25 protein-coding genes are annotated in these 26,806 nt (G+C 70.8%); 23 read left to right on the top strand and 2 right to left on the bottom strand.

Going from position 1 to position 26,806, the window contains the following annotated elements:
- The first annotated feature begins 11 nt into the window (after window positions 1-11).
- The 14 genes from IR212_RS09225 (at window position 12) to IR212_RS09160 (ending at window position 14,089) form a co-directional block, all read left to right on the top strand.
- Entirely contained in the window at window positions 12-1,427 is a 1,416-nt protein-coding gene (locus IR212_RS09225; RefSeq protein WP_194395653.1) for a UDP-N-acetylmuramoyl-tripeptide--D-alanyl-D-alanine ligase, read from the top strand.
- Window positions 1,424-2,536 carry a phospho-N-acetylmuramoyl-pentapeptide-transferase gene (gene mraY / locus IR212_RS09220; RefSeq protein ID WP_194395652.1) on the top strand — a complete coding sequence of 371 codons (1,113 nt, stop codon included), beginning with the start codon at window positions 1,424-1,426 and terminating at the stop codon, window positions 2,534-2,536. The genes IR212_RS09225 and mraY overlap by 4 nt, the downstream gene beginning before the upstream one ends.
- Window positions 2,533-4,104 carry a UDP-N-acetylmuramoyl-L-alanine--D-glutamate ligase gene (gene murD, locus IR212_RS09215; RefSeq protein ID WP_194395651.1) on the top strand — a complete coding sequence of 524 codons (1,572 nt, stop codon included), beginning with the start codon at window positions 2,533-2,535 and terminating at the stop codon, window positions 4,102-4,104. Before mraY ends, murD begins: the two co-directional genes overlap by 4 nt.
- The gene (gene ftsW, locus IR212_RS09210) at window positions 4,037-5,329 is read left to right on the top strand and encodes a putative lipid II flippase FtsW (RefSeq protein WP_194395650.1); all 1,293 of its coding nucleotides are present in this window, start codon (window positions 4,037-4,039) and stop codon (window positions 5,327-5,329) included. The genes murD and ftsW overlap by 68 nt, the downstream gene beginning before the upstream one ends.
- A gap of 60 nt (window positions 5,330-5,389) precedes the next feature.
- A complete protein-coding gene (locus tag IR212_RS09205) occupies window positions 5,390-6,475 on the top strand; it encodes a UDP-N-acetylglucosamine--N-acetylmuramyl-(pentapeptide) pyrophosphoryl-undecaprenol N-acetylglucosamine transferase (protein ID WP_194395649.1) in 1,086 nt (361 codons plus the stop codon).
- A gap of 75 nt (window positions 6,476-6,550) precedes the next feature.
- The gene (gene murC, locus IR212_RS09200) at window positions 6,551-7,957 is read left to right on the top strand and encodes a UDP-N-acetylmuramate--L-alanine ligase (protein WP_194395648.1); all 1,407 of its coding nucleotides are present in this window, start codon (window positions 6,551-6,553) and stop codon (window positions 7,955-7,957) included.
- A 6-nt stretch (window positions 7,958-7,963) separates the two neighbouring features.
- Window positions 7,964-9,007 carry an FtsQ-type POTRA domain-containing protein gene (locus IR212_RS09195; protein ID WP_194395647.1) on the top strand — a complete coding sequence of 348 codons (1,044 nt, stop codon included), beginning with the start codon at window positions 7,964-7,966 and terminating at the stop codon, window positions 9,005-9,007.
- 171 nt (window positions 9,008-9,178) lie between these two features.
- A complete protein-coding gene (ftsZ, locus tag IR212_RS09190; protein ID WP_194395646.1) occupies window positions 9,179-10,333 on the top strand; it encodes a cell division protein FtsZ in 1,155 nt (384 codons plus the stop codon).
- A 25-nt stretch (window positions 10,334-10,358) separates the two neighbouring features.
- The gene (locus IR212_RS09185) at window positions 10,359-11,045 is read left to right on the top strand and encodes a YggS family pyridoxal phosphate-dependent enzyme (RefSeq protein ID WP_194395645.1); all 687 of its coding nucleotides are present in this window, start codon (window positions 10,359-10,361) and stop codon (window positions 11,043-11,045) included.
- A gap of 32 nt (window positions 11,046-11,077) precedes the next feature.
- The gene (locus tag IR212_RS09180) at window positions 11,078-11,542 is read left to right on the top strand and encodes a cell division protein SepF (RefSeq protein ID WP_194398612.1); all 465 of its coding nucleotides are present in this window, start codon (window positions 11,078-11,080) and stop codon (window positions 11,540-11,542) included.
- A 9-nt stretch (window positions 11,543-11,551) separates the two neighbouring features.
- Entirely contained in the window at window positions 11,552-11,851 is a 300-nt protein-coding gene (locus IR212_RS09175; protein WP_194395644.1) for a YggT family protein, read from the top strand.
- A gap of 131 nt (window positions 11,852-11,982) precedes the next feature.
- On the top strand, window positions 11,983-12,555 hold the full coding sequence (locus IR212_RS09170) for a DivIVA domain-containing protein (RefSeq protein ID WP_194395643.1): 573 nt from the start codon (window positions 11,983-11,985) through the stop codon (window positions 12,553-12,555).
- Window positions 12,556-12,564: 9 nt separating this feature from the next.
- The gene (lspA, locus tag IR212_RS09165; protein ID WP_194395642.1) at window positions 12,565-13,167 is read left to right on the top strand and encodes a signal peptidase II; all 603 of its coding nucleotides are present in this window, start codon (window positions 12,565-12,567) and stop codon (window positions 13,165-13,167) included.
- A gap of 1 nt (window position 13,168) precedes the next feature.
- Window positions 13,169-14,089, top strand: coding sequence for an RluA family pseudouridine synthase (locus IR212_RS09160; protein ID WP_194395641.1), 921 nt, complete (start codon window positions 13,169-13,171; stop codon window positions 14,087-14,089).
- Between the two features lie 25 nt (window positions 14,090-14,114).
- Here the strand turns inward: IR212_RS09160 and IR212_RS09155 are convergent, their stop codons facing one another.
- Window positions 14,115-14,591: an NUDIX hydrolase gene (locus IR212_RS09155; protein ID WP_194395640.1), complete on the bottom strand. Its 477-nt coding sequence runs from the start codon at window positions 14,589-14,591 to the stop codon at window positions 14,115-14,117.
- A 48-nt stretch (window positions 14,592-14,639) separates the two neighbouring features.
- On the opposite strand from IR212_RS09155, the gene IR212_RS09150 reads away from it, so the two are divergent.
- From IR212_RS09150 to IR212_RS09125, 6 genes are all read left to right on the top strand, one after another.
- The gene (locus tag IR212_RS09150) at window positions 14,640-15,209 is read left to right on the top strand and encodes a GNAT family N-acetyltransferase (protein WP_194395639.1); all 570 of its coding nucleotides are present in this window, start codon (window positions 14,640-14,642) and stop codon (window positions 15,207-15,209) included.
- Between the two features lie 224 nt (window positions 15,210-15,433).
- Window positions 15,434-18,904 (top strand): DNA polymerase III subunit alpha, encoded by a 3,471-nt coding sequence (gene dnaE, locus IR212_RS09145; protein ID WP_237684560.1) that lies wholly within the window; start codon window positions 15,434-15,436, stop codon window positions 18,902-18,904.
- 122 nt (window positions 18,905-19,026) lie between these two features.
- Complete coding sequence (locus IR212_RS17075; RefSeq protein WP_228479245.1) at window positions 19,027-20,136, top strand: hypothetical protein; 1,110 nt, start codon at window positions 19,027-19,029, stop codon at window positions 20,134-20,136.
- A 111-nt stretch (window positions 20,137-20,247) separates the two neighbouring features.
- A complete protein-coding gene (gene hisD / locus IR212_RS09135) occupies window positions 20,248-21,585 on the top strand; it encodes a histidinol dehydrogenase (RefSeq protein ID WP_194395637.1) in 1,338 nt (445 codons plus the stop codon).
- Window positions 21,586-21,597: 12 nt separating this feature from the next.
- Window positions 21,598-22,086 (top strand): transcriptional regulator NrdR, encoded by a 489-nt coding sequence (gene nrdR / locus IR212_RS09130; protein WP_194395636.1) that lies wholly within the window; start codon window positions 21,598-21,600, stop codon window positions 22,084-22,086.
- A 97-nt stretch (window positions 22,087-22,183) separates the two neighbouring features.
- Entirely contained in the window at window positions 22,184-23,212 is a 1,029-nt protein-coding gene (locus IR212_RS09125) for a quinone-dependent dihydroorotate dehydrogenase (protein ID WP_194395635.1), read from the top strand.
- 9 nt (window positions 23,213-23,221) lie between these two features.
- On the opposite strand, the gene IR212_RS09120 is transcribed toward IR212_RS09125, so the two are convergent.
- On the bottom strand, window positions 23,222-23,803 hold the full coding sequence (locus tag IR212_RS09120; RefSeq protein ID WP_194395634.1) for a DUF3043 domain-containing protein: 582 nt from the start codon (window positions 23,801-23,803) through the stop codon (window positions 23,222-23,224).
- Between the two features lie 48 nt (window positions 23,804-23,851).
- Here IR212_RS09120 and IR212_RS09115 point away from each other — a divergent pair, with 48 nt between their 5' ends.
- From IR212_RS09115 to ctaC, 3 genes are all read left to right on the top strand, one after another.
- Window positions 23,852-25,255: a dipeptidase gene (locus tag IR212_RS09115; protein ID WP_194395633.1), complete on the top strand. Its 1,404-nt coding sequence runs from the start codon at window positions 23,852-23,854 to the stop codon at window positions 25,253-25,255.
- Window positions 25,256-25,361: 106 nt separating this feature from the next.
- Entirely contained in the window at window positions 25,362-25,727 is a 366-nt protein-coding gene (erpA, locus tag IR212_RS09110; RefSeq protein ID WP_194395632.1) for an iron-sulfur cluster insertion protein ErpA, read from the top strand.
- 182 nt (window positions 25,728-25,909) lie between these two features.
- Entirely contained in the window at window positions 25,910-26,806 is an 897-nt protein-coding gene (ctaC, locus tag IR212_RS09105) for an aa3-type cytochrome oxidase subunit II (protein ID WP_194395631.1), read from the top strand.

Raw genomic sequence — 26,806 nt, 5'->3', positions numbered from 1 at the left:
GAGTAACCCCCATGATCCCGCTCACCATCGCCCAGATCGTCCACGCCGTCTCGGGCGAGCCCCGCCTCACTGCCGGCGACACGCCGGACACCGTCATCTCGGGCGGCGTCGACACCGACTCCCGGCTCATCGGGCCCGGCGGCGTCTTCGTCGCCAAGCCGGGGGAGGAGACCGACGGCCACCTGTTCGTCGAGGCCGCGGTGCAGCAGGGCGCGGCGCTGGCGATCGTGGAGCGGCCGGTCCCGGCTCCGGTGAGCCAAATCGTCGTGGCCGACGCCGTCCAGGCACTCGCCGACCTCGCGCGCGAGGTGGTGGCGCGGGTGAAGCAGGACGGCGACCTGCGGGTCGTCGGGATCACCGGGTCCAACGGCAAGACGACGACCAAGAATCTCCTCGCGCGCATCCTGGAGGGCGAGGGTGAGACGGTCTCGCCGAAGGCGTCGTTCAACAATGAGGTCGGCGCGCCGCTGACCATGCTGCGCGTCACCGGATCGACGCGCTACCTCGTGAGCGAGTTCGGCGCGAGCGGTCCGGGCGCCATCGCCCGCCTCGCGGGACTGGTCGATCCGGACGTCGCGGTCGTGCTCATGGTCGGCATGGCCCACGCGGGCGGCTTCGGCGGCATCGAGGGGACGTTCCGCGCGAAGTCCGAGCTCGTCACGTCGCTGCGTCCGGGCGGCGTCGCCGTCCTCAACGCCGACGACGCCCGCGTCGCCGCGATGGCGCCCATCGCCGCCGAGGCAGGCGCCGCGGTGCGCTGGTTCGGCCGCGGGCCGGGAGCGACGGACGTGCGCGCCGACGACGTGCTGGTGACGGCATCCGGAACCTCCTGCACCGTCACCGCCGACGGGGTCTCGCTCGGGCTCCGCCTGCGCGTCCTCGGGGAGCACCACGTGATGAACGCCCTCGCCGCGATCGCCGCCGCCACGACGCTGGGCGTGTCGCTCGCCGACGCCGTCGCGCGGCTCGAGACGGTGGAGATCGCCGAGCGCTGGCGGATGCAGCCGCTGGGCTCGGATCGCGTCCGTATCATCAACGACGCGTACAACGCCAGCCCTGACTCGATGGCGGCCGCGCTGCGCACGCTCGCGCAGATCACCGCCCCCGGCGAGCGCACCGTCGCGGTGCTCGGCGCGATGAGCGAGCTGGGCGAGTACTCCGAGGAGGAGCACGACCGTGTCGGGCTTCTCGCGGTGCGCCTGGGCATCCAGCGCATCGTGGTCGTGGGCGACGCGGCGCGCCGCATGTACCTCGAGGCGGTCGCACAAGGCTCCTGGGACAACGAGGCGGTCTTCTTCTCGACGGCCGACGAGGCCTTCGACTACCTCCGTGGTGAGCTGCGCGACGGCGACCGCGTGCTGGTCAAGTCCTCCAACTCGGCGGGGCTCCGGTTCCTCGGTGATCGTCTGGGAGAATCGTTCTCGTGAGATCACTCCTGACCGCGGCGGCGATCTCGCTGGCATTCACGCTCTTCCTCACCCCCGTCTTCCTGCGGCTGTTCCGCAGGTGGGGCTGGGGACAGGTGATCCGCACGCCGGAGGACATCCGCAACCCCAACCACCAGACCAAGCGCGGCACGCCCACGATGGGCGGCACGATCTTCATCGTCGGGACGATCGTGGGCTACCTCGTCGGCGGCTTCGCGGGCAACAACCCGCCGACCATCTCGGGTCTGCTCGTGCTGTGGATGATGGTCGGCCTCGGTGCGGTCGGATTCATCGACGACTACATGAAGGTGCGTCAGCAGAAGTTCATGGGCCTGAGCGGGTGGCGCAAGATCCTCGGCCAGGTGATCGTGACGGTGCCGTTCGGCATCGTGGCGCTGAACTTCCCGAACCAGTACGGACAGACGCCGGCGTCGCCATACGTCTCGTTCTTCCGCGACGTGCCCGTGCTGTCGTTCATGGCGCTCGGACTCGTCATCGGCTGGGTCGTGTACCTGGCCTGGGTGTCGTTCATCGGGGTGGCCTTCTCGAACAGCACCAACGTCACCGACGGGCTCGACGGGCTCGCGGCCGGATCCGCGATCTTCGTCGCCGGCGCGTACAGTCTCATCGCCTTCTGGCAGTTCAATCAGGCGTGCTGGGGGAGCGAGGCCCTCTCGGCCGCCGCGAAGGCGGCGTGCTACCCCACCCGCGACCCCTTCGACCTGGCCATCGTCTCGGCGTCGTTCGTCGGGGCTCTGGTCGGCTTCCTGTGGTGGAACGCCCCCAAGGCCCAGGTGTTCATGGGCGACGTCGGCTCGATGGCGATCGGCGGCGTCCTGGCCGCGATGGCGATCCTCACCCGCACGGAGCTGCTCGCCGTCCTCGTGGCGGGCGTCTTCGTCATCGCCCCCGGCTCGGTGATCCTGCAGCGCCTGTACTTCAAGGTCACCCGCGGCAAGCGGCTCTTCCTCATGAGCCCGTTCCACCATCACCTCGAGATGCGCGGCTGGTCCGAGGTCACCATCGTGGTGCGCATGTGGATCATCGCCGGCCTGCTCGCGGTCTCCGGTGTCGGATTCTTCTACGTCGAATGGCTCTCCCGCACATGACCTCCGACCGCCTCGCCGCGCTCACCAGCTGGAACGCCGACTGGAAGGGGCTGCGGGTCGCCGTGCTGGGCCTGTCGGTCACCGGGTTCTCGGCGGCCGACACGCTCGCCGAGCTCGGCGCCGACGTGCTGGTCGTGACAGAGAAGGCCGACGAGGAGTACGAGCGTCTGCTGCCCGTCATCGGCGCCCGGCTGTGGACCGGACCGCTGGAGTCCGTGCCGGCCGAGCTGGCCGGCTTCGAGCCCGAGGTCGTCGTGGCCTCGCCGGGGTTCTCGCCGCGGCATCCGGTGATCGCGTGGGCGCGCGAGCGCGGCGTCGCGCTCTGGGGCGACATCGAGCTGGCGTGGCGCGTCCGCGACAAGGTGCTGCGCGCCGACGGCACGCCGGCCGACTGGGTCCTCATCACCGGCACCAACGGCAAGACGACCACCACGCGCCTGACGGCCACCATGCTCGTCGCCGGAGGGCTCCGGGCGGCGCCCGTCGGCAACATCGGGACGCCGGTCCTCGACGCCGTGCGCGATCCCTCCGGGTTCGATGCGCTCGTGGTCGAGGTCTCCAGCCATCAGCTCTGGTACCTGGGCCTGCAGGAGGGCCCCGAGCCGGTCTCGCCGCACGCGGCGGTGTGCCTCAACCTCGCCGACGACCACCTCGAGTGGCACGGCTCGGCCGACGAGTACCGCGACGCGAAGGCGCACGTCTACGACAACACCCGCGTGGCCTGCGTGTACAACAAGGCGGATGCCGCGACCCGGCGCATGGTGGAGGACGCCGATGTCGTCGAGGGCGCGCGCGCCATCGGCTTCGACCTGGGGGTGCCCGGCCCGAGCGACCTGGGCGTCGTCGACGGCATCCTGGTGGATCGCGCCTTCCTCGAGGACCGGCGGACGAGCGCCCTCGAGCTGTCGACGGTCGACGAGCTCGCCGAACGGGGTCTCGCCGCCCCGCACGTGGTCGCCAACATCCTCGCAGCGGCGGCTCTGGCGCGCTCGCTCGGCGTCGCCCCGCTCGCCATCCGCGACGCGCTGCGCGGCTTCCGCCTCGACCCGCACCGCATCGAGGTCGTCGCCCGGCACGCCGGCGTCACGTGGGTCGACGACTCGAAGGCCACCAACCCGCACGCGGCGGCCTCGTCGCTGGCCGCCTACCCCGGCGCGGTGTGGGTGGTCGGCGGGCTGCTGAAGGGCGTCGACATCTCTGCGCTGGTGGCCGGGCGGGGGTCCGGCGCCAAGGCGGCGATCGTGATCGGCCTCGAGCGCGCCGAGGTGGTGGCGGCGTTCGAGCGACACGCCCCGGCGGTGCCCGTGTTCGAGGTCGACGCCGTTGAGACTGAAGAGGTCATGGCGCAGGTCGTGGAACTGGCGGCAGGCGTGGCGCGTGACGGGGACGTGGTTCTCCTCGCTCCCGCCGCGGCATCCTTCGACCAGTTCGCGTCCTACGCAGACCGCGGCCGCAGGTTCGCAGCGGCGGTGCGGGATCGGATCGGAACGGGGGAGACGGGTGACCACGACGCAGCCGCCGCGGACCCGGTCCACCCGGACGAACCCGGCGACGGCGGCGGAGTCTGACACCGGGTCCTCGCGGGGGCTCGCCGCGCGGGTCTCACTGGGCCGCATCTTCGCGCCGGTTCCGAGCGAGTTCCTTCTCATCGCCTCGACGACGCTGCTTCTGACCGTCTTCGGACTGGTGATGGTCCTCTCCGCGACGTCGGCGATCGCGACCGCTCGCGGGGTGGCGCCGTGGGAGGACGTCATCAAGCAGGTGGCGTTCGCCGCGATCGGCATCCCGCTGATGTTCATCGCGAGCCGCCTGCCGCTGATCTTCTGGAAGCGGATCGCGTGGCCCGCGCTCATCGTCGCGATCGCCTTCCAGCTGCTCGTGTTCACGCCGCTCGGCATCGACATGGACGGCAACCGCAACTGGATCAACGTCGGCGGCGTGCAGGCGCAGCCGTCCGAGTTCCTCAAGCTCGCCCTGGCCATCTGGGTCGCGTTCGTGCTCTTCCGCAAGCGGACGCTTTTGGCGGACTGGCGCCACGTGTACATCCCGCTCGTCCCGGTCGCGGGGCTCGCCATCGCGACCGTCATCGCGGGCCGCGACCTCGGCACGGCGATGATCCTGGTGCTCGTGGTCCTCGGCGGTCTTTTCTTCTCCGGGGTGAAGCTGCGGGTGTTCATCCTTCCCCTGGTCGCGGCCGTGGGCTTCGTGGCGTTCTACTTCGTCACCAGCCCCGACCGCATGCGGCGGTTCATGAGCTTCCTCAACCCGAACTGCCTCGACGACTATTTCAACGACTGCTACCAGCCCCTCCACGGCATCTGGGGGCTGGCCAGCGGCGGCATCTTCGGCCTCGGGCTCGGCAACTCGCGTGAGAAGTACGACTGGCTGCCGGCAGCGGCCAACGACTACATCTTCGCCATCGTGGGGGAGGAGCTCGGCCTCATCGGATGCGCGGTCGTGCTCACGCTGTTCGCGCTGTTCGCGGTCGGAGCGTTCCACATCATCCGCAAGACCGACGATCCGTTCGTGCGCATCGCCGCCGGCGGCATCACGGTGTGGATCGTCGGCCAGGCCCTGATCAACATCGGCGTCGTCCTGCGTGTGTTCCCGGTGCTGGGCGTGCCGCTGCCCTTCATGTCGCAGGGCGGCACGTCGCTGCTCTCGGTGCTCGCCGCCTCGGGGGTGCTGCTGGCGTTCGCGCGCACGCTCCCGGCCTCGATCGCCCGCCGCGAGGCGCGCATCGCCGACGCGCGCGCCGCGCGCGAGCGCGCGAAGCTCCGCGCCGTCCGCTGACCCGGATCCCGGCCCACGGGGGTCGCCGGCCGAGGGGGCGCCGCCGGGTAGGCTCGGAAAGTGACGACGTACCTCCTTGCCGGCGGCGGCACCGCCGGACACGTCAATCCGCTGCTGGCGGTCGCCGATGCCCTCCGGGCGCGCGATCCCGAGGCCGAGGTGCTCGTGCTCGGCACGCGAGAGGGCCTGGAGGCCCGGCTCGTGCCCGACCGCGGATACGAGCTGCTCTTCGTCGACAAGGTGCCGTTCCCGCGCCGGCCCGACGCGGCCGCTGCCACGTTCCCCGCGCGGTTCCGTCGCGCCATCGCCCAGGTGCGAGAGCACATCGCCTCGCGCGAGGTGGACGTCGTCGTGGGCTTCGGCGGCTATGCGTCAGCGCCCGCATACGTCGCCGCCCGCCGCGCGCGGGTGCCGTTCGTCGTGCATGAGGCCAACGCCCGACCGGGGCTTGCCAACGTGCTCGGAGCGCGCTGGGCAGCCGGTGTCGGCGTCGCCTTCCCGGGCACGCCGCTGAAGCGGTCGCGTGTGGTCGGCATGCCGCTGCGGCGCGAGATCGTCACGCTCGACCGCGCTGCGCTCCGCCGCGAGGCGGCGGCCCACTTCGGGCTCGACCCGGACCGGCCGGTGCTGCTGGTCTTCGGCGGGTCCCTCGGCGCCCAGCGACTGAACGCGGCGTTCGGCGAAGGACACGGCGGCGCGTGGCGCGACGTGGTGGAGGCCGGCTGGCAGCTGCTGCATGTCACCGGGGAGCGCTCGGAGCTCGCCGATCCCGGGGTGCCCGGCTACGCGCTCCGCCGCTACGTCGACCGCATGGACCTCGCGTTCGCCCTCGCCGATGCGATCGTGTCGCGTGCGGGGGCGGCGACGGTCAGCGAGATCAGCGCCCTCGGCATCCCCACGGTCTACGTGCCGTACGCGGTGGGCAACGGTGAGCAGGCGCTGAACGCGTCGGCCGCCGTCCGCGCGGGGGCGGCCGTGCTGATTCCGGATGCCGAGTTCACGGGCGACCGCGTGAGGACCGACGTGCTCCCCCTCCTGGCCGACGACGCCCGGCGCTCCGCGATGACGGCGGCCGCGGCATCCGTCGGCACCCGCTCCGGAACCGAGAACGTCGTCGCGATGATCGACGCGGCGCTCCCGGGCTGACGCACCCGGTCGAGCCGGCGAAGGCCAGCGCGCCGGGGCCGGCGGACCGGCCGCCCAACTTAGGATTGGACGGTCATGATCAGACCCGATCTCAGCCTCCCCATCCCCGACGACATCGCCGCTGCCCACTTCATCGGCATCGGCGGCTCCGGCATGTCCGGCCTTGCCCGCATGTTCCTCGAGCGCGGCATCCGCGTGTCGGGCTCCGACCGCGCCGACAGTGCGGCGCTGCGCGAGCTGGCCGCCCTGGGTGCGACGGTGCACGTCGGACACGACGCGGCCAACCTCGCCGACGACGTCGACACCGTCGTGCACACCGGGGCGATCTGGCCCGAGAATCCCGAGTTCGTGCTGGCGAAGGAGCGCGGGCTCCACGTCATCCACCGCTCTCAGGCGCTGCACTGGCTCATCGGCGGCCGGCGCCTCGTGTCGGTCGCCGGCGCACACGGCAAGACGACCTCGACCGGCATGATCGTCACCGCCCTCCGCGACCTCGGCGTCCAGCCGACGTTCGTCAACGGCGGCGTGATCGCCCAGCTCGGGGTGTCCAGCGGCACCGGATCGGACGACCTCTTCGTCATCGAGGCCGACGAGTCCGACGGCACGTTCCTGCTCTACGACACCTCCGTCGCGCTCATCACCAACGTCGACCCCGATCACCTCGATCACTGGGGCACGCGCGAGGCCTTCTACGAGGCGTTCGCACGGTTCGCGAACGAGGCGCGCGAAGCCGTCGTGATCTCGGCCGACGATCCGGGTGCGCGGCAGGTCGCCGCGCAGCTCGCGCACCCGAACGTCGTGACGTTCGGCGAGGCGGCCGAGGCGACCGTGCGTCTGCACGGCGTCGTCACGGACGGGCCCGTGGCCTTCCGCCTCACCCACGACGGCGACACCGTCGACGTGCAGCTCCCGGTGCCGGGGGCCCACAACGCCGTCAACGCCGCGGGCGCGGTCGCGGTGCTGCTGACGCTCGGGCACGGGCTCCAGGCGGCGGCCCGCGCCGTGGAGGGGTTCGCCGGAACGGTGCGCCGCTTCGAGCTGCACGGCGTCGAGCGGGGCGTCAGCGTCTTCGACGACTACGCCCACCACCCGACCGAGGTGGCAGCGGCCCTCGCCGCGGCCCGCACAGTGGTCGGTGACGGGCGGATCATCGCGATCCAGCAGCCGCACACCTACTCGCGGACGCAGGAGATGTACCGCGAATTCGCCGACGTGCTCGAGCGGTACGCCGACCACACCGTCATGCTCGACGTCTACGGTGCGCGCGAGGACCCGGTGCCGGGCGTCACCGGCGAGCTCGTCAGCGGCGCGTTCGCCGATCCGTCGCACGTGCACTTCGTCCCCGACTGGCAGCAGGCGGCGGACTACACCGCATCGGTGGCCCGCGAGGGCGACTACGTCATCACCCTCGGCTGCGGGAACGTGTACCAGATCATCCCGCAGGTGCTCGAAGCCCTCGGCCGCACCCGCACGGGGCAGTAGCAGCCGATGCGCCGCCCGACGCCGTTGCCGCAGCCGCCGGTCGCCTCGCGCGCCGCCGGCGAGCCGGCGTCGCGGTCGCGTCCGGCGCGCGGACGCACGGAGGCCGGCCGCGGCGCGGTCGCTGCGGAAGGCCGCCCCGTCGCCGACGCCGAGACCGAGGTCGAGGTCGACACCGGCGCCACGGCGACGGTCATCCCGCTCGACGGACCGCAACCCCTTCCGCCCGCGACCGGTGCGCCCGGAGGCACGGACCGCCCTCCCGCCGCGGCGGACGCACGAAGCGAGGACGTCGGCTTCCGCGAGGTGTGGAAGGCGGCGCGAGCGCGGCGCAGGGCGTTGCGCGCCGAGATCCGCCGCTTCACGGCGCGCGAGCGTCGCCGGCGGGCGATGTGGGCCGGGGCCGCGGCATCCGTTCTCCTGCTGGCGCTGGGCACCCTCGGCGCGGCGTACAGCCCGCTGTTCGCGGTCGAGCAGATCACCGTCGTCGGCGCCGAGCAGCTCGACGCCCGCGCGGTCGAGACGGCGCTGGAGGGCCAGCTCGGCACGCCGCTCCCGCTCGTTGATGAGAGCGCCGTCAAGGCCGAGCTCGTCTCCTACCCGCTGATCGAGACGTACGCCCTCGAGGCCCGCCCGCCCCACGAGCTCGTGGTGCGCATCGTCGAGCGCACACCGATCGGCCTCTTCGAGACCCGGGCGGGGTACACGCTCGTCGATGCGGCCGGCGTCGCGCTGTCCACGACGGCCACCCCGGCGGCGGGGACGCCGCTGCTGTCGATCAGGGGCGGCGCCGACTCCGACGCGTTCGCGGCCGCCGGTCAGGTGATGCGCTCGCTCCCCGCGGACATCCGCGCCCAGGTGACCGAGGTCTCGGCGACCACGCCCGACGATGTGACGCTCACCCTGGGCGGGTCCAACGCGCAGATCGTGTGGGGGAGCGCCGAGGACTCCGCCGAGAAGGCGCTGAACCTGGCCAAGATGATGGCCGCGCGGCCGCCGGCCGAGGTGTCGACGTACGACGTCTCCTCGCCCGACGTCGTCGTGGTGCGCTGACGCGGGGGCGCTGCGGAAAACTTCGGCACCGGATGCCGCGACACGCCGACCCGCTCCCCGCGTCCAGCCGGGGCCCGCCTACTTTCGGACTCGAGGAATTGCATACCGGGCAATTCTTTATACCTCTACTAGAGGTTGAAGGTTACAGGGTCCAGGGCTACGGAGGCCGGCATGAGCCAGAACCAGAACTACCTCGCCGTGATCAAGGTCGTCGGCGTCGGCGGCGGCGGTGTCAACGCGGTCAACCGCATGATCGAGCTCGGCCTGCGAGGCGTCGAGTTCATCGCCATCAACACCGACGCCCAGGCGCTCCTGATGAGCGACGCCGACGTCAAGCTCGACGTCGGACGTGAGCTCACCCGCGGCCTCGGCGCCGGCGCCGATCCCGAAGTGGGTCGCCGCGCGGCGGAGGACCACGCCGAGGAGATCGAGGAAGCCCTGCGCGGGGCCGACATGGTGTTCGTCACCGCGGGCGAGGGCGGCGGCACGGGCACCGGAGGCGCCCCGGTCGTCGCGAAGATCGCGAAGTCGATCGGAGCACTCACGATCGGTGTCGTGACCAAGCCCTTCTCCTTCGAGGGTCGCCGCCGCCAGCAGCAGGCCGAGTCTGGCGTCGCCCGCCTGAAGGAAGAGGTCGACACCCTCATCGTGGTGCCGAACGACCGCCTCCTCGAGATCAGCGACCGCGGCATCTCCATGATCGAGGCGTTCGCCACCGCCGACCAGGTGCTCCTCGCCGGTGTGCAGGGCATCACCGACCTCATCACCACTCCGGGCCTCATCAACCTCGACTTCGCCGACGTCAAGTCGGTCATGCAGGGAGCAGGCTCCGCCCTCATGGGAATCGGCTCGGCACGGGGGGCGGACCGCGCCATCAAGGCCGCCGAGCTCGCCGTCGAATCGCCGCTGCTCGAGGCCTCGATCGAGGGCGCGCACGGCGTGCTGCTGTCGATCCAGGGTGGATCCAACCTCGGCATCTTCGAGATCAACGACGCCGCGCAGCTGGTGAAGGAGGCCGCGCACCCCGAGGCCAACATCATCTTCGGCACGGTGATCGACGACACCCTGGGCGACGAGGTGCGGGTCACCGTCATCGCCGCCGGCTTCGACGGCGGCGAGCCCCAGGCCCGGATCGAGCCGATCACGGCGGCGCGCGTCGTCTCGACGCCCGCGGTGCCCGTCACCCCCGCCGAGGAGGCGGCGAAGGACCACCGCGAGCCCGTCGAGCAGCCGCAGGTGCCGGTGTCGGTCGGCGCGGTGACCGAGTCGTCCTACGACACGGCGTTCGGCGACGACGACCTCGACATCCCCGACTTCCTGAAGTAGCCACTTCCACACACCCGGGGACGCAATGGGAGATCTCTGCTCGCGTCTCGCGGCGGTCGACGAGCGGATCGCGGATGCCGCGCGCGCGGCCGGTCGCGACCCGTCCGAGATCACCCGCATCGTCGTGACGAAGTTCCACCCCGCGTCGCTGGTCGCCGAGCTGCACCGGCTCGGCGTCCGGGACGTGGGGGAGAACCGCCAGCAGGAGTTCAGCCGCAAGGTCGCTGAGGTCGGCCGCCTCGACGGGCTCCGATGGCACTTCATCGGGCAGGCGCAGACCAACAAGGCACGGGCGATCAGGGCGGCGGCATCCGTCGTCCACTCCGTCGACCGCCTGCGCCTCGCCGACGCGCTGCACGCGGCAGCGGAGCCCGGCCAGCCGGTGCTCGACGTGCTGCTGCAGGTCAATCTCACCGAGGATCCGGCGCGCGGCGGCGTCGCCCCGGCGGAGCTGGAAGCGCTGGCCGCCCACACCGCCGCGCTCTCCTCGCTGCGCGTTCGCGGCGTCATGGCGGTCGCCCCGCTGGAAGAGCCGCCCACGTCGGCGTTCGAGCGGCTCCGGGGCCTCGCCGACACCGTGCGCACCGTCGTGCCCGCTGCAGAGTGGATCTCGGCCGGGATGACCGCCGACTTCGCCGAAGCCATCGCGGCCGGCGCGACACACCTACGGATCGGCTCGGCAATCACGGGCCCCAGACCACAACGCGGCTAGCCTCGGAACAGATGAGCACTACGGAGGATCAGATGTCGAACCCGCTCAAGAAGACCATGGTGTACCTCGGCCTCGCGGACGAGGAAGAGGTCTACGAAGAGCCGGCCCCCCAGCCGCGTGCTCGCACGTCCGAGAAGGCCGTCGAGAAGCCCGCGGCTCCGGTCACGCCGATCCACCGACCCGCCGTGGTGCGGCAGCCGGCGCCGACGGCGATCAACGAGATCCTCACCGTGCACCCGAAGCAGTACCGCGACGCGCAGATCATCGCGGAGAACTTCCGCGACGGCATCCCGGTCATCATCAACCTCTCGCAGATGAGCGACGCCGACGCGCGCCGCCTCATCGACTTCGCGAGCGGGCTCTCCCTCGGCCTCTACGGGCGGATCGAGCGCGTGACGAGCAAGGTCTTCCTGCTGTCGCCCGAGAACGTCGCGGTGTCGGGTGACGGCGCGGTCGCCCAGGCCGACCCGGAGTCCGTCCCCTTCACGCAGCCGTAGTCTGGCTACGTGGCCGTCGTCCAAACCATCGCAGCGATCCTCAACCTCGCGCTGCTGCTCTATGTCTTCGTGTTGCTCGCCCGGCTGATCCTGGACTGGATCCCGTTCTTCAACCGCGAATGGCGTCCGCGCGGCGCCGGCCTGGTCGCGGCCGAGCTCGTCTACACCGTCACGGACCCGCCCATCAAGCTGTTCCGGCGCTTCATCCCGCCGCTGCGCGTCGGTGCGATCGCGATCGACTTCGGCTTCGCGCTGACCATGCTGCTGGTGTTCATCCTGCTCAGCGTCACGCGCACGCTCGCGGGCTGACGCGACGGCGACCCCGCTGTCCTTCGACACTCCCCGACCCGGTGGCTATGCTTGGCTGATACGCACCGCCGTCACCGGCGGTCCGGCCCCGACATCGGCCAGCGACCAGAGCGCTCGAAAGAGGAATCACCATGGCATTGTCCCCCGATGACGTCGTCACCAAGCAGTTCCAGCACGTCCGCTTCAAGGAGGGCTTCGACCCGGATGAGGTCGACGACTTCCTCGACGAGATCGTCGTCGAGTGGCGCAAGGCTCTGGCTGAGAACGAGGAGCTGAAGGCCAAGCTGGCCGCGTACGAGTCCGGCGCCGCCCCGGCCCCCGCCGCAGCTGCAGCCCCCGCTCCCGCCGAGACCCCTGCTCCGGCCGCCGCCGGCGGGCCGGCCGCGAGCGCCGGCATCATCGAGCTCGCGCAGCGCCTTCACGACGAGCACGTCGCCGAGGGCATCGCGCAGCGCGACCAGCTCATCGCCGACGCGAAGGCGCAGGCGGCCTCGATCATCTCCGAGGCCGAGACGCGCGGTCGCGAGGAGGTCGCCCGCCTGGAGCGCGAGCGCACCAACCTCGAGGGCCGCATCTCGGAGCTGCGCAACTTCGAGCGCGACTACCGTGCGCAGCTGCGCAGCTACATCGAGGGCAAGCTGCGCGACCTCGAGACCACGGCGACCACGTCCGGCGCACAGCCGGTCACGGCCGTCGGTCTCTAGGCCCGGTCCTTGACGGGCCGACCACCCCTTCGTCAGGCGGCGGCCGGCACCATCATCGCGACTCTCGCGGTGCTGGTGCTGGCCGCCGACCAGTTGGCGAAGCATTTCGCGCTGCAGAACCTGCCGTACCAGGAGCCGGTGCACGTCATCGGCGACTTCCTGATCTTCTACCTCACGCGAAACCCCGGCGCCGCGTTCTCGCTCGGCGCCGAGGTCACGTGGATCTTCACCATCGCCCTCGCCGCAGTGGCTGTGGTGATCGGGTGGCTCGCCGCCAGGCGCGTGCGCTCGCGCCTCTGGGCGGTCGTCCTCGGCCTGCTGCTCGGCGGCGTTCTGGGCAACCTGACCGACCGTCTGCTGCGGGAGCCCGGCTTCGCCGTCGGGCACGTCATCGACTTCATCAACACCCCCTGGCTCTGGTTCCTGCCTGGCATGTCGCCCGCGATCTACAACATCGCGGACATCTTCATCGTCTCGATGATGATCGGCGTCGCGATCCTCGTGCTGGTCGGGCTGCATCTCGACGGCACGCGCGAGCTGCGACGCGAGGCCGCCCGGCCGGTGGATGACGAGCAGGCGGATGCCGCGGCATCCGACACTCCGAAGGACTGACGTGGAGTCACGCAGCCTTCCCGTGCCCGACGGCCTCGACGGGACAAGGGTCGACGCCGCGCTGGCCAAGATGCTCGGCTTCTCGCGGACCTTCGCCGCCGAGGTCGCCGAGCGCGGCGGCGTGGCGATGGACGGCCGCACGCTTGCGAAGTCCGACAAGCTGCGCGGCGGCGCCTGGCTCGAGGTGTCGTGGGCGCCGAAGGAGGAGCCGCGCGTGGTGCCGGTCGAGGTGCCCGACCTCGGCATCGCCCACGACGACGACGACATCGTGGTGGTGGACAAGCCCGCCGGGGTCGCCGCCCATCCCTCCCTGGGTTGGGAGGGCCCGACCGTGCTCGGCGCTCTCGCTGCCGGCGGATTCCGCATCGCCACGACCGGCGCAGCCGAGCGACAGGGCGTCGTGCACCGCCTGGACGTCGGCACGAGCGGCCTGATGGTGGTGGCCAAGACCGAGCGCGCGTACACCGCCCTCAAGCGGGCGTTCAAGGAGCGCGACGTCGAGAAGATCTATCACACGGTCGTGCAGGGGCACCCCGACCCGCTCGTCGGCACCATCGACGCCCCGATCGGGCGGCATCCGTCGCACTCGTGGAAGTTCGCCGTCATTCCCGACGGCAAGGACTCGGTCACGCACTACGAGACGATCGAGGCGTTCCCCGGCGCGTCGCTGCTCGAGATCCACCTGGAGACCGGGCGCACCCACCAGATCCGCGTGCACATGGCCGCGCACCGGCATCCGTGCGTCGGCGATCCGCTGTACGGCGGCGACCCGACGGTCTCGGCCCGGCTGGGGCTGACGCGCCAGTGGCTGCACGCGCACGAGCTGTCGTTCGTCCACCCGGCGACGGGGGAGTGGAGCACCTTCACGTCGGAGTACCCGGCCGACCTCGCGCACGCCCTGGAGCTGCTGCGCGGCGACTGAGCGGGTGGCGGCGCGGGGTCGGGGTTCAGCGACCACCCTCGAACCGGGCGGCAGGATGCTCGCGGAGGGCGGCGTCGATGCGCCGCCGCATGTCGGACTGCTCGAACTCCGGCAGTCCCTGGATGTCGTACCAGCCCACCTCGGTCATCTCGCCGTCTGCGGGATACGGCTCGCCCGACACCCACGTGCACCGGAACGTCAGGTCGAGGTAGTCGCTCTGGTCGCCGTTCTCATACGTGATCCGGGGGATCTGGTGCACCCAGACGAGGCGCTCGACGCGGCACACCACGCCTGCCTCCTCGAGCGTCTCGCGCACGGCCGCGTCGGCCGGCTCCTCGCCGGGGTCGACGATGCCGGTGACCGGCGTCAGGTGGCCGTTGTCGCTGCGGCGGCCGAGCAGGACCTGCCCGCCGCGGGTGACGACGGCCGTCACCCCGACGAGGGGCAGCGGGTCGGTGCCGATCTTGCGGCGCAGCTCGAGGACGAAGTCGGGGGTGGGCATGCTTCCAGGCTAGGGGCGGATGTCGGAGCCGCCGTCCACACTGGACCCATGGCGATCGAGGTGCGACCGGCGACGGTGTTCGAAGACGTCGCGACGCTGGTGGGGCCGAAGAAACCCACCTCCAGCGTCTGCTTCTGCCTCAGCTACCGCATCCCGAGCAAGGAGAACGTCGCGCTGAAGGGTCCCGAGCGCGGCGAGCGGGTGCGTCGGCTCATGGACGAGGAGGGCCCGATCGGGGTGGTGGCCTACGACGACGGCGAGCCCGTCGGCTGGGCCGCCGTCGCTCCGCGCTCGCGCACCCACTTCGCGACCTTCCGGAAGATCCCGCACGTCGACGACCTCGACGTCTGGAGCGTGTGGTGCATCCGGGTGCGACCCGGCCATCGCGGCGCAGGCATCTCGCACGCGCTGCTCGCCGGTGCCGTCGACTTCGCCCGCGCGCAGGGCGCCCCTGCCATCGAGGGATACCCGGTCGACAACGCCGGCGAGAAGGTCGACCTCACAATGGCCTACGTCGGGACCCGCGGGCTGTTCGAGAAGGCCGGGTTCACCAAAGCCGCCGACACCCAGTCCGTCCTGGCGGGATTCCCGCGGGTGCTGATGCGGCGGCAGCTCTAGCGGCACGACAGTGCGATGAACGGCGGCATCGCGGGCGGGGCCATCTCGACGACCGGGTCGCTGAGCAGCCGCCGACCCTCACCCTGAGGTCGAGGGTGAGGCGACCTCCCCGCCGGCGCGCGCGACTCACGAGCGCCGCCGAGGGCCGTGTCGGCGGCCCGACCTAGACTCGGTGCGTGGCATCCGACTCCTTCGTTCATCTGCACGTCCACAGCGAGTACTCGATGCTCGACGGAGCCGCCAAGATCGGCGCGATGACGCAGGCCGCGGCCGAGTACGGCATGCCCGCGATCGCGGTGACCGACCACGGCAACACGTTCGCGGCGTTCGAGTTCTACAACGCGGCGAAGGCGGCGGGGGTCAAGCCGATCATCGGCCTCGAGGCGTACGTCACACCGGGAACGCACCGCAGCGACAAGTCGCGCGTGGCGTGGGGTTCGCCCGAGCAGAAGAGCGACGACGTCTCGGGCTCGGGGGCCTACACCCACATGACGATGTGGAGCCAGAGCACCGAGGGCATGCACAACCTCTTCCGTCTCAGCTCGCTGTCGAGCATGGAGGGGTACTACTTCAAGCCCCGCATGGACCGGGAGCTGCTCGAGACGTACGGGAAGGGTCTGATCGCGACGACGGGGTGTCCCTCGGGCGAGGTCCAGACGCGTCTGCGGCTCGGGCAGTACGACGCCGCGCGGGCGGCCGCCGCGGAGTTCCAGGACATCTTCGGCAAGGAGAACTACTTCGCCGAGATCATGGACCACGGGCTGTCCATCGAGCGGCGGGTCATGACCGACCTGCTGCGGCTGGCCAAGGACCTCGACATCCCGCTCGTGGCGACCAACGACTCCCACTACACGCACCAGCACGAGGCGGACGCGCACGCGGCGCTGCTGTGCGTGCAGTCCGGCTCCACGCTCGACGACCCGAACCGCTTCAAGTTCGACGGTGACGGCTACTACGTCAAGACCGCGCAGGAGATGCGGCAGATCTTCCGCGACCACCCCGAGGCGTGCGACAACACGCTCCTCATCGCGGAGCGGTGCGAGGTCGAGTTCAACACCTCGGCGAACTACATGCCGCGCTTCCCGGTTCCCGACGGCGAGACCGAGGACAGCTGGCTCGTCAAGGAGGTCGAGGCGGGTCTGCACTACCGCTACCCCCACGGGATCCCCGATCGCGTGCGCAAGCAGGCCGAGTACGAGACCGGGATCATCCTGCAGATGGGCTTCCCCGGCTACTTCCTCGTCGTGGCCGACTTCATCAACTGGGCCAAGGACAACGGCATCCGCGTCGGTCCCGGCCGCGGCTCCGGCGCCGGCTCGATGGTGGCGTACGCGATGCGCATCACCGATCTCGATCCGCTCGAGCACGGCCTGATCTTCGAGCGCTTCCTCAACCCCGACCGCGTCTCGATGCCGGACTTCGACGTCGACTTCGACGACCGTCGACGCGGCGAGGTCATCGACTACGTCACCGAGAAGTACGGTTCCGAGCGCGTCGCGCAGATCGTCACGTACGGCACCATCAAGTCCAAGCAGGCGCTGAAGGACGCCGGGCGGGTGCTCGGCTTCCCCTTCAGCATGGGCGAGCGGCTCACAAAGGCGATGCCTCCGGCGGTCATGGGCAAAGACATGCCGCTGAGCGGGATGTTCGACCCCCAGCATCCGCGATACAAGGAGGCCAGCGAGTTCCGCGCCCTCATCGACACCGACCCCGAGGCCAAGACGGTGTTCGACCGGGCGCTCGGGCTGGAGGGGCTGAAGCGCCAATGGGGCGTGCACGCCGCGGGCGTGATCATGTCCAGCGAGCCGCTGCTCGACATCATCCCCATCATGCGCCGCGAGCAGGACGGCCAGATCGTCACGCAGTTCGACTACCCGTCGTGCGAGACGCTCGGCCTCATCAAGATGGACTTCCTGGGGCTTCGAAACCTCACGATCATCTCCGACGCTCTCGACAACATCCGCATGAACCGCGGGGAGGAGCTCGACCTCGAGCACCTCGCGCTCGACGACCGGGCCGCCTACGACCTCCTCACCCGTGGCGACACGCTGGGCGTGTTCCAGCTCGACGGCGGGCCGATGCGGTCGCTGCTGCGCCTCATGAAGCCCGACAACTTCGAAGACGTCTCGGCCGTCATCGCGCTGTACCGGCCGGGCCCCATGGGTGCCAACTCGCACATCAACTACGCCCTCCGCAAGAACGGCCAGCAGGAGGTGACGCCCATCCACCCTGAGCTCGAGGAGCCGCTGAAGGAGATCCTCGACATCAGCTACGGCCTGATCATCTATCAGGAGCAGGTCATGGCCATCGCCCAGAAGGTGGCGGGGTTCTCCCTCGGGCAGGCGGACATCCTCCGCCGCGCGATGGGCAAGAAGAAGAAGTCGGAGCTCGACAAGCAGTACGAGGGCTTCTCGGGCGGCATGAGAGAGCGCGGCTTCGGCGACGCCGCGATCCAGGCGCTGTGGGACATCCTGCTCCCGTTCTCGGACTACGCATTCAACAAAGCGCACTCCGCCGCCTACGGCCTGGTCTCGTACTGGACGGCGTACCTCAAGGCGCACTACCCAGCCGAGTACATGGCGGCGCTGCTGACCAGCGTCGGCGACTCCAAAGACAAGATGGCCGTCTACCTGAACGAGTGCCGCCGCATGGGGATCAAGGTGCTGCCACCTGATGTGGGCGAGTCGATCCGGTACTTCGCGGCCGTCGGCGAAGACATCCGCTTCGGGCTCGGTGCCGTCCGCAACGTCGGCACCAACGTCGTCGACGCGATCGTGGAGTCCCGGGTCGAAGCGCCGTTCGCGTCCTTCCACGACTTCCTCGCGAAGGTGCCCGTGCATGTCGCCAACAAGCGCACCGTGGAATCGCTCATCAAGGCCGGAGCATTCGACTCGCTCGGCTCGACGCGGCGCGCGCTCATGGAGATCCACGAGGACGCGACCGAGGCGGCGGTGCTCGACAAGCGACGCGAGGCCAACGGCGAGGTCGGCTTCGACTTCGACTCGCTGTGGGGCGACGACGAGCCCCAGCAGGCGGTGAAGGTCCCCGAGCGTCCGGAGTGGACCAAGAAGGACAAGCTGGCCTTCGAACGCGAGATGCTCGGCCTGTACGTGTCGGACCACCCGCTGGCGGGCCTGGAGATCCCGCTCGCTAAGCACGCGTCCACCAGCATCCACGACCTCCTCGCATCGGAGGACGTCGGCGACGGCGACCAGGTCACGATCGCCGGTCTGGTCACCAGCGTCCAGCATCGCGTCGCGAAGCAGAGCGGCAATCCGTACGGCATGATCACCGTCGAGGATTTCGACGGCGAGATCACGGTCATGTTCATGGGCAAGACCTACACCGAGTTCCAGCACATGCTGCAGGGCGATTCGATCCTGGTGGTGCGGGGGCGCGTGTCGCGGCGCGACGACGGCATGAACCTGCACGCCCAGTCGGCCTTCGTCCCCGACCTGGGATCGCTGGACGAGTCCAGCTCGCTGGTGCTCGTCATGCCGGAGCGGCGGGCGAACGAGGACGTCATCGGGGAGCTGCTCCAGACTCTGCAGCGGCACGCCGGCGACACCGAGGTGTCGCTCAAGCTGCACAGCGGCAGTGTCGCGAAGGTCTTCGAGGTGCCGCACACGGTGCGGATCACCCCCGATCTCTACGGAGAGTTGAAGGGGCTTCTCGGTCCCCAGTGCCTGGGGTGAGCCGCAGGCGGGTTCGGACGTTCCGGATGCCGCCGCAGCCGGGGTGGTCTCATGACCGTCTCATACGCGCTGAGTAAAATCGGCTGGACGCGGGCCCGAGCCCGCCGGAAGGAACAGACATCGTGACGGATGAGATCCACAACGCCCAGGCCGATGAGACAGCCGCCGACGACCCGCAGTACGGCGTCGGGCCGTTCTCGATCCGTGAGGTCGCCCTCGTCGGCACCTGGCTCGTGGCGTTCGTCGTCTCGTTCTTCCCCTTCATCGGCGACCTGGGTGAAGGTCCTTCGGTCTGGACGCACGGCATCGACTGGGTGCTCGCGATCGGACTGCCCACGGTGGCTGTCTTCCTCATCGTGCTGCGCCGTCTCTCCCCGCAGGGCATCCGCCGGGTGGGCTCGCTCGGCATCGACCAGTTCGCGTCCGTGGCCTTCTCGATCGCAGCCGTGACGTGGCTCAATGTCCTCTGGCACTCCTTCATCAGCCTGGCGGAAGTCCGTTTCTTCGCGGCGACCTGGGTCGCGTGGGTGGAGTTCTTCCTGATGCTCGCCGGCGTGGTGCTGACCGTCGTCGCGCCGTTCATCGCCCCGTTCGCGCAGGACTTCCGCGGCCGGCCCGAAGCTCCGGCACATCGCAACGCGCGGCAGGTTCGTCCCGTCACGCCTCGCCCCCTCGTCGAGCGCCCCGTCCGCGCGGAGGAGCCCGCGCCCCACGACGCGGCGGCGGCGGGACCCTACGCCGGCCCCACGCCCTACGCCGGCACCGTCGCGACGGAGCCCGCCGAGACGCGGCCGTCGGCTGCCGCTCACGCCGAGCCGGCGGTGTACGCCCCCGGTGGCGACGAGGAGGTCGACGGGCTGTCGGACCGCGGCCGCTTCGACGAGTCCACGACCACGGTGATCCCGCTCGAGCCGGAGACGGAGGCCGCGGCCGGCGCGCACGCGACGCCCACCGTGGTCGAGCCGGCGCAGTCGCGCGAGTCCTTCGAGCACGTCGAGAACCCGTCCTCGACGGTGGAGCCTGCCACCACGACCACCCCGCAGAGCCAGGCGTTCTGGGCGCTCGTGCCGGAGGAGCGCGACGTCGTCGACGAGATCGGCATCCCGGTGTTCCGCATCGGGCCGACCGCATGGGCGCTCGTGATCGAGGACCGCGGCGACGCCTTCGTGGTCCGTCACGAGGACGGCCGCATCGGCTACCTGCACGACGTCTCCGGCGTCACGCGGGGCTGACCGGGGGCGCGAGGGTGCGGCGTGGCGACCCGCGCCACACCAGCGCCGGTGGCGCGAAACCGGGCGCCGCCGGCGCGAAACCGGGCGCCGGCGGCGCGATACCGTAGAAGGATGCTCCGGACGATCGACCTGCGGGGACGCGCGCTGTCTCCCGCGGAACTCCTCGCCACCGTCCCCCGTGCGGCTGCCGCGCGCGAGGAGGCGCTCACCATCGCTGCGCGCATCGTGGACGACGTCGCCGCGCGCGGCGAAGCCGCTCTCCGCGAGCAGGCCGAGCGCTTCGACGGCGTCACCGGCCACGATTTGCGGGTACCCGACGAGCACCTGGATGAGGCACTCGAGGCGCTCCCGGCCGCCGTGCGGGCGGCGCTGGAGGAGGCCATCCAGCGCGTGCGCGAGGCATCCCGCGCTCAGGTGCCCGCACCGTCGGTCACCCGGCTGGGTCCGGGAGCCCGGGTGACGCAGCGCTGGCAGCCCGTCCGCCGCGTCGGCCTGTACGTCCCCGGCGGAAAAGCCGTCTACCCGTCGAGCGTCGTGATGAACGTGGTGCCCGCGCAGGTCGCGGGCGTCGCCGAGATCGCCCTCGCCTCGCCGCCGCAGCGCGCGTTCGGCGGACGCGTCCACCCCGTCATCCTCGGAGCCGCACGCCTGCTCGGCGTGACGGAGGTGTACGCGATGGGCGGTGCCGGGGCCATCGGCGCCCTGGCGCACGGCGTCCCCGTCCTCGGGCTCGAGCCGGTCGACGTCGTCACCGGCCCCGGCAACAACTTCGTCGCCGCGGCCAAGCGCGCCGTCGCGGGCCTGGTGGGAACGGATGCCGAGGCCGGCGCCACCGAGATCCTCATCGTCGCCGACGACAGCGCCGACGCCGACCTGGTCGCGGTGGACCTCATCAGCCAGGCCGAGCACGACGAGCAGGCGTCCGCCGTGCTCGTGACGACGTCGGAGCGCCTCGCCCTCGACGTCGCCGCCTCGATCGTGCCGCGGGCAGGGGCCACCCGGCACGCGGAGCGCGTCGCAGCCGCCCTCGCCGGTCCGCAGTCCGCCATCGTCCTGGTCGACGACGTCGCCGCCGCCACCGCCTTCAGCAACGCGTACGCGCCCGAGCACCTCGAGCTGCACCTGGCCGATCCGCGGCCGGAGGACTTCGTGCACGCGGGTGCGGTGTTCGTGGGTGCCGATTCACCGGTGAGCCTCGGCGACTATCTCGCCGGCAGCAACCACGTGCTGCCCACCGGCGGGCAGGCACGCTACTCGGCGGGTCTCTCCGCCGCGACCTTCCTGCGCCCCCAGCAGGTGATCCAGTACGACCGGGACGCGCTGGCGGCCGTCCGCGACGCGATCGTCACGCTCGCCGAGGCCGAGGCGCTTCCGGCCCACGGCGAGGCGATCACGGCGAGGTTCACCGCGCCGCCTGCTGCGGGGTCCGCCGCCGGTCGCCCGGCGTAGGCTGTCTGCACCATGCACTGCCCCTTCTGCCGTCACGCCGACTCGCGGGTGATCGACTCGCGTACCAGCGACGACGGGCTCAGCATCCGTCGCCGCCGGCAGTGTCCGCAGTGCGGCGGCCGATTCACCACGGTCGAGACGGCGAGCCTGAACGTGATCAAGCGCTCGGGCGTGATCGAACCGTTCAGTCGCGAAAAGGTCATGTCGGGGGTGCGGAAGGCATGTCAGGGGCGTCCGGTGACGGAGGCCGACCTCGCGGTGCTCGCTCAGACGGTTGAGGAGAGCATCCGCCAGACCGGCGCGTCGCAGCTGGACGCGAACGAGATCGGGCTGGCCATCCTCGGACCCCTGCGCGACCTCGACGAGGTGGCGTACCTGCGCTTCGCGAGCGTCTACCAGGCGTTCGACTCGCTCGAGGACTTCGAGGCGGCGATCGAGCAGCTCCGCGTCGACCACGGTCGAGCTCACGCGCCGGACGAAGGCGCCGCCGCGCAGCACTGACCGCCGCCGACGACAGCCGTCGCGGGTCGACCATCGCGGTGGTGACCGCGCTCCGTCCCGCCGAGGCCGACCCGGTCCAGCCGATACCCTGAAGGGGATGTATCCCCTCCTCTTCCGCACCGTGCTGTCGCGCATGGATCCCGAGACCGCCCACCACGCCGCGATGCGCGTCATCCGGGTCATGGGTGTGCCGCCCTTCTCCTGGGCGGCGCGCGCGCTGACGCGCCCCGCACCGCAGCTGGCGACCGGCGCGCTCGGCCTGCCGTTCGCCTCGCCGTTCGGCGTCGCGGCCGGGTTCGACAAGGACGCCACCGGCGTCGCGGGACTGCTCGCGCTGGGCTTCGGGCACGTCGAGGTGGGCACGGTCACCGCCATCCCGCAGGAGGGCAACCCGCGACCGCGGCTGTTCAGGCTGATCCCGGACCGCGCCGTCGTCAACCGCATGGGCTTCAACAACCGCGGGGCGGAGGCCGCCGCAGGCCGCCTCCGCCGGATCCGCGCTCGTCGGCGCCGCGGCGTGATCGGTGTCAACATCGGCAAGAGCCGCGTCGTGGACGTCGCGGATGCCACCGCCGACTACGTGCGCAGCGCGACGCTGCTGGCCCCGCTGGCGGATTACCTCGTGGTCAACGTCTCATCGCCGAACACGCCCGGGCTGCGCGGTCTGCAGGCCGTCGAGACGCTGCGGCCGCTGCTGGAGGCCGTGCGCGCGGCGGCCGGCGCGACGCCGCTGCTGGTGAAGATCGCCCCCGACCTCCCCGACGACGAGATCGTGGCGATCGCCCGCCTCGCGGTCGACGCGGGGCTCTCCGGGATCATCGCCACCAACACGACCGTCTCGCGGGACGGCCTCCTGACGGACCCGGAGACGATCGTGGCGGCGGGTGACGGGGGACTTTCGGGCGCCCCGCTCAAGGTGCGGTCGCTCGAGGTGCTGAAGCTGCTGCGTTCCGCGGTGCCGGCGGACTTCTGCGTCGTCTCCGTCGGCGGGGTCGAGACCGCCGCCGATGTGAGGGAGCGGTTGGATGCCGGCGCCACGCTCGTGCAGGGCTACACCGCGTTCCTCTACCGGGGTCCGCTCTGGGCGCGGCAGATCAACCGCGGGCTGGCGGGCGCGCAGCGCTGACCGGGCAGGTCAGGCGGGCTTCTGACCGCGCTTCACCTGCGGCTTGGGGAGGCGCAGGAACCGCATCTGCACGGTGCGCATCGCGGCATACCAGCCGAGACCCTTCTCCATCCGGTCGGCTCCGAACTTCCTCCTGACGGCGCGCTTGACCGAGATGGCGGTGATCACCATGTCGCCGATGACGAAGAAGATGAAGATCCACAGCCCGACGAATGCGTAGTACTGGAGCGCGGGGATGGGGAGGAACGTCGCGAGGATGACGAGCACCATCGCCGGCATCACCGCCTCACCGAGGTGCCACCCGGCGTCGACCCAGTCGCGGACGAACTTGCGCTGCGGACCCTGGTCGCGAGCCGGAAGGTAGCGGGGGTCGCCGGCGGCCATGCCGAGGCGGGCCTTCTCGCGCTGCGCGGCGAGATCGGCGCGCGCCCGCGCCTTCGCCTCCTTCGTGTCGGGCACGAGCGGCCGCTTGCGCGCCGCCTCCCGCTCGGCGCGGGACGGCGTGGCGCGGCCCTTGCCGGCGGGCGTGCCGTTCAGGACGGTTCCCTCGGAGGGAGCGTCGTTCGGCACGGGTGCAGAGTTCTTGGCCACGGATCATCCTCGAAGTGCGTCAGAAGGGGTGCACTTAAGATTACCCGCATGACCTCTGAGCTCTCCCGACAGGATGCTGTGCGCGACGCCGCGGCCTCCGGCATCCCCACCGCCCTCGCCGATCTCGGGGCACTGGTGCGCATCCCCTCCATCGCGTTCCCCGGATTCGACCCGGCCACCGTGCGGCGCAGCGCTGAAGCCGTGGCCGATCTGGTGCACGGCACCGGGCTGTTCGAGACCGTCGAGATCCGCACGGCAGTCGTCCCGGAAACGGGGGAGCAGGGGAACCCCGCCGTGCTCGCGACGCGCCCGGCGCGCAACGGCCGTCCGACGATCCTGCTCTACGCGCACCACGACGTGCAGCCGGTCGGTGACGAATCGCTGTGGGAGTCCAGCCCGTTCGAGCCGACGGTGCGCGGCGGCCGCCTGTACGGCCGCGGCGCCGCCGACGACAAGGCGGGCGTGATGGCGCACATCGCGGCGCTGCGCGCCCTGAAGGCGGCCGTCGGGGAGGACTTCGACCTCGGGGTCGTCCTCTTCTTCGAGGGCGAGGAGGAGGCGGGCTCGCGCTCGTTCGCGCAGTTCCTTGCCGACAACGCCGACGCCCTCCGCGCGGATGTGATCGTCGTGGCGGACTCCGGCAACTGGGACGACAGGACGCCCGCCCTCACGGTCTCGCTGCGCGGCAACACCCGCTTCACGCTGCGCGTGCGCACGCTCGAGCACGCCTCCCACTCCGGCATGTTCGGGGGAGCGGTGCCCGACGCGATGATGGCCACGGTGAAGCTGCTGGCGAGCCTGTGGGACGCCGACGGCGCTGTCGCGGTGGAGGGCCTTGAGGAGCGGGATGCCGACACCCCGCCGTACAGCGAGGAGACGCTGCGCGACGAGGCGGGCCTTCCCGACGGCGTCTCTCCCGTCGGCCGCGGGACAATCCTCGGCCGCATCTGGAACAAGCCGTCGATTACGGTGACGGGCATCGATGCGCCCAGCGTCGTGAACGCATCGAACACGCTCGCCCCGGAAGTGTCGGTGGTCATCAGCGCGCGCGTCGCGCCTGGCCAGCCCGCGCGCGAGGCATACGCGGCCATCGAGGCGCACCTGCGCGCGCACGCGCCCTTCGGCGCGCAGCTGGAGTTCAACGACCAGGACTTCGGGGACCCGTTCCTGGTCGACACGAGCGGCTGGGCCGTGGCGGCGGCGCGCGAGGCGCTGCACGAGGGCTACGGCGTCGAGCCGGTCGACATCGGCGTGGGCGGCTCGATCCCGTTCATCGCAGACCTCGTGCGCGAGTTCCCCGGCGCCCAGATCCTCGTCACCGGTGTGGAGGACCCGCATTCCAAGGCGCACAGCCCGAACGAGTCGCTGCACCTCGAGACGTTCCGCAACGCCGTGCTCGCCGAGGCGCTGCTGCTGGAGAAGCTCGACGCCCGTGGCGGGCAGGACGGGTGACGGCACCGAGCCGAGCGCCGGGTCTCGGAGCCTTCTCTCTGCGGGCACGCGTACAATCGAGGCATCCCGCCGCCGATCGCCTCGGCGGCCCGTCCGGAGGAGTGCCATGACCGACACCGCACTGACGACCGAGCAGACCGCCCGCGACCACGGTGTGCTCCTGACCGACGCCGCGGCAGGCAAGGTGAAGAGCCTGCTCGAGCAGGAAGGACGCGACGACCTGCGCCTGCGCGTCGCCGTGCAGCCGGGCGGATGCAGCGGCCTGATCTACCAGCTCTACTTCGACGAGCGCTACCTCGACGGCGACAAGACGGTCGACTTCGACGGAGTCGAGGTCATCGTCGACGACATGAGTGTCCCGTACCTCGACGGAGCCACCATCGACTTCAAAGACACCATCTCGGAGCAGGGCTTCACCATCGACAACCCCAACGCCGCGGGGTCGTGCGCGTGCGGCGACAGCTTCCACTGAGATCGGCCGATCGATCCTCTGATCGTCGAAGCTGGACCCGGCGGGTCCGGTGCGCCTGTTATGGCGCCCGGGCCCGCCTTTTTCGTCTCCGGACGCCGATTCAGCCTGAGCGAATGGCCGGAATGGCCTGGGTGCTTGCCCTAGACTTGCAGGAGTCCTGTTCGTGATCGGAAAGGTGCAACGTGCCTTCGAAACGCCGTATCCGCTGGGCCGTTCTCCCGCTCGGGATCGCGGCGGCTGCAGTCCTCGCCGGATGCACCCCGACCGAGCTCAACGGCTTCCTCCCCGGGTTCACCGAAGACGGGCAGGCGGCCACGAACCGCACCGACATGGTGAGCGGCCTGTGGGTCAACTCGTGGATCGTGCTGCTCGTCGTGGGCGTCATCACGTGGGGACTCATGGGATGGGCCGCGATCGCGTACCGGCGCCGCAAGGGGCAGATGGGACTTCCCGTCCAGCTGCGGTACAACATGCCGATCGAGATCTTCTACACGGTCGTCCCCCTCATCCTCGTGATCGGGTTCTTCGCCTTCACCGCGCGCGACCAGACGATCCTCGAGACGCAGTACGACGACCCCGACGTCGAGATCACGGCGATCGGCAAGCAGTGGTCGTGGGACTTCCAGTACGACGGCGAGTCCGAGGACGACACCGTGTGGACGATGGGCGTCCAGGCCGAAACCGATGAGCGCGGCGACATCATCAGCGACCTTCCCACGCTGGTCCTGCCCGTCGACCAGACGGTGAAGATCAAGCTCCAGTCGCGCGACGTGATCCACTCGTTCTGGATCATCGACTTCCTGTACAAGAAGGACATGTACATCGGCAAGGACAACTACTGGTCCTTCACCCCCACTCGCGAGGGGACCTACGCGGGCAAGTGCGCCGAGCTCTGCGGCGAGTACCACTCCATGATGCTGTTCAACGTGGAGGTCGTGAGCGGGGCCGAGTACGACGAGTACCTCGCGACGCTTCGCGACGCCGGCCAGACCGGTGACATCAACGACGCCTACGATCGCCTCCAGAACCTCCCGGGCACGGGAGCGGGCGAGGCATCCGAGGAAGAGGGAGACAACTGA

The sequence above is a fragment of the Microbacterium atlanticum genome, from assembly GCF_015277815.1.
In the GTDB taxonomy this organism is placed as follows: Bacteria; Actinomycetota; Actinomycetes; order Actinomycetales; family Microbacteriaceae; genus Microbacterium; species Microbacterium atlanticum.
Note: the sequence above shows the minus strand (reverse complement) of the source record. Positions and strands in the feature narration are given on the sequence as shown.

Coding starts and splice junctions, on each gene's coding strand:
- IR212_RS09225 (WP_194395653.1), top strand. CDS start 12: ATGATCCCGCTCACCATCGCCCAGATCGTCCACGCCGTCTCGGGCGAG.
- dnaE (WP_237684560.1), top strand. CDS start 15,434: ATGCTCGACGGAGCCGCCAAGATCGGCGCGATGACGCAGGCCGCGGCC.
- IR212_RS09185 (WP_194395645.1), top strand. CDS start 10,359: ATGGGAGATCTCTGCTCGCGTCTCGCGGCGGTCGACGAGCGGATCGCG.
- IR212_RS09180 (WP_194398612.1), top strand. CDS start 11,078: ATGTCGAACCCGCTCAAGAAGACCATGGTGTACCTCGGCCTCGCGGAC.
- IR212_RS09125 (WP_194395635.1), top strand. CDS start 22,184: ATGTATCCCCTCCTCTTCCGCACCGTGCTGTCGCGCATGGATCCCGAG.
- hisD (WP_194395637.1), top strand. CDS start 20,248: ATGCTCCGGACGATCGACCTGCGGGGACGCGCGCTGTCTCCCGCGGAA.
- IR212_RS09195 (WP_194395647.1), top strand. CDS start 7,964: ATGCGCCGCCCGACGCCGTTGCCGCAGCCGCCGGTCGCCTCGCGCGCC.
- IR212_RS09170 (WP_194395643.1), top strand. CDS start 11,983: ATGGCATTGTCCCCCGATGACGTCGTCACCAAGCAGTTCCAGCACGTC.
- ftsZ (WP_194395646.1), top strand. CDS start 9,179: ATGAGCCAGAACCAGAACTACCTCGCCGTGATCAAGGTCGTCGGCGTC.
- murD (WP_194395651.1), top strand. CDS start 2,533: ATGACCTCCGACCGCCTCGCCGCGCTCACCAGCTGGAACGCCGACTGG.
- IR212_RS09155 (WP_194395640.1), bottom strand. CDS start 14,591: ATGCCCACCCCCGACTTCGTCCTCGAGCTGCGCCGCAAGATCGGCACC.
- erpA (WP_194395632.1), top strand. CDS start 25,362: ATGACCGACACCGCACTGACGACCGAGCAGACCGCCCGCGACCACGGT.
- murC (WP_194395648.1), top strand. CDS start 6,551: ATGATCAGACCCGATCTCAGCCTCCCCATCCCCGACGACATCGCCGCT.
- IR212_RS09115 (WP_194395633.1), top strand. CDS start 23,852: ATGACCTCTGAGCTCTCCCGACAGGATGCTGTGCGCGACGCCGCGGCC.
- IR212_RS09150 (WP_194395639.1), top strand. CDS start 14,640: ATGGCGATCGAGGTGCGACCGGCGACGGTGTTCGAAGACGTCGCGACG.
- nrdR (WP_194395636.1), top strand. CDS start 21,598: ATGCACTGCCCCTTCTGCCGTCACGCCGACTCGCGGGTGATCGACTCG.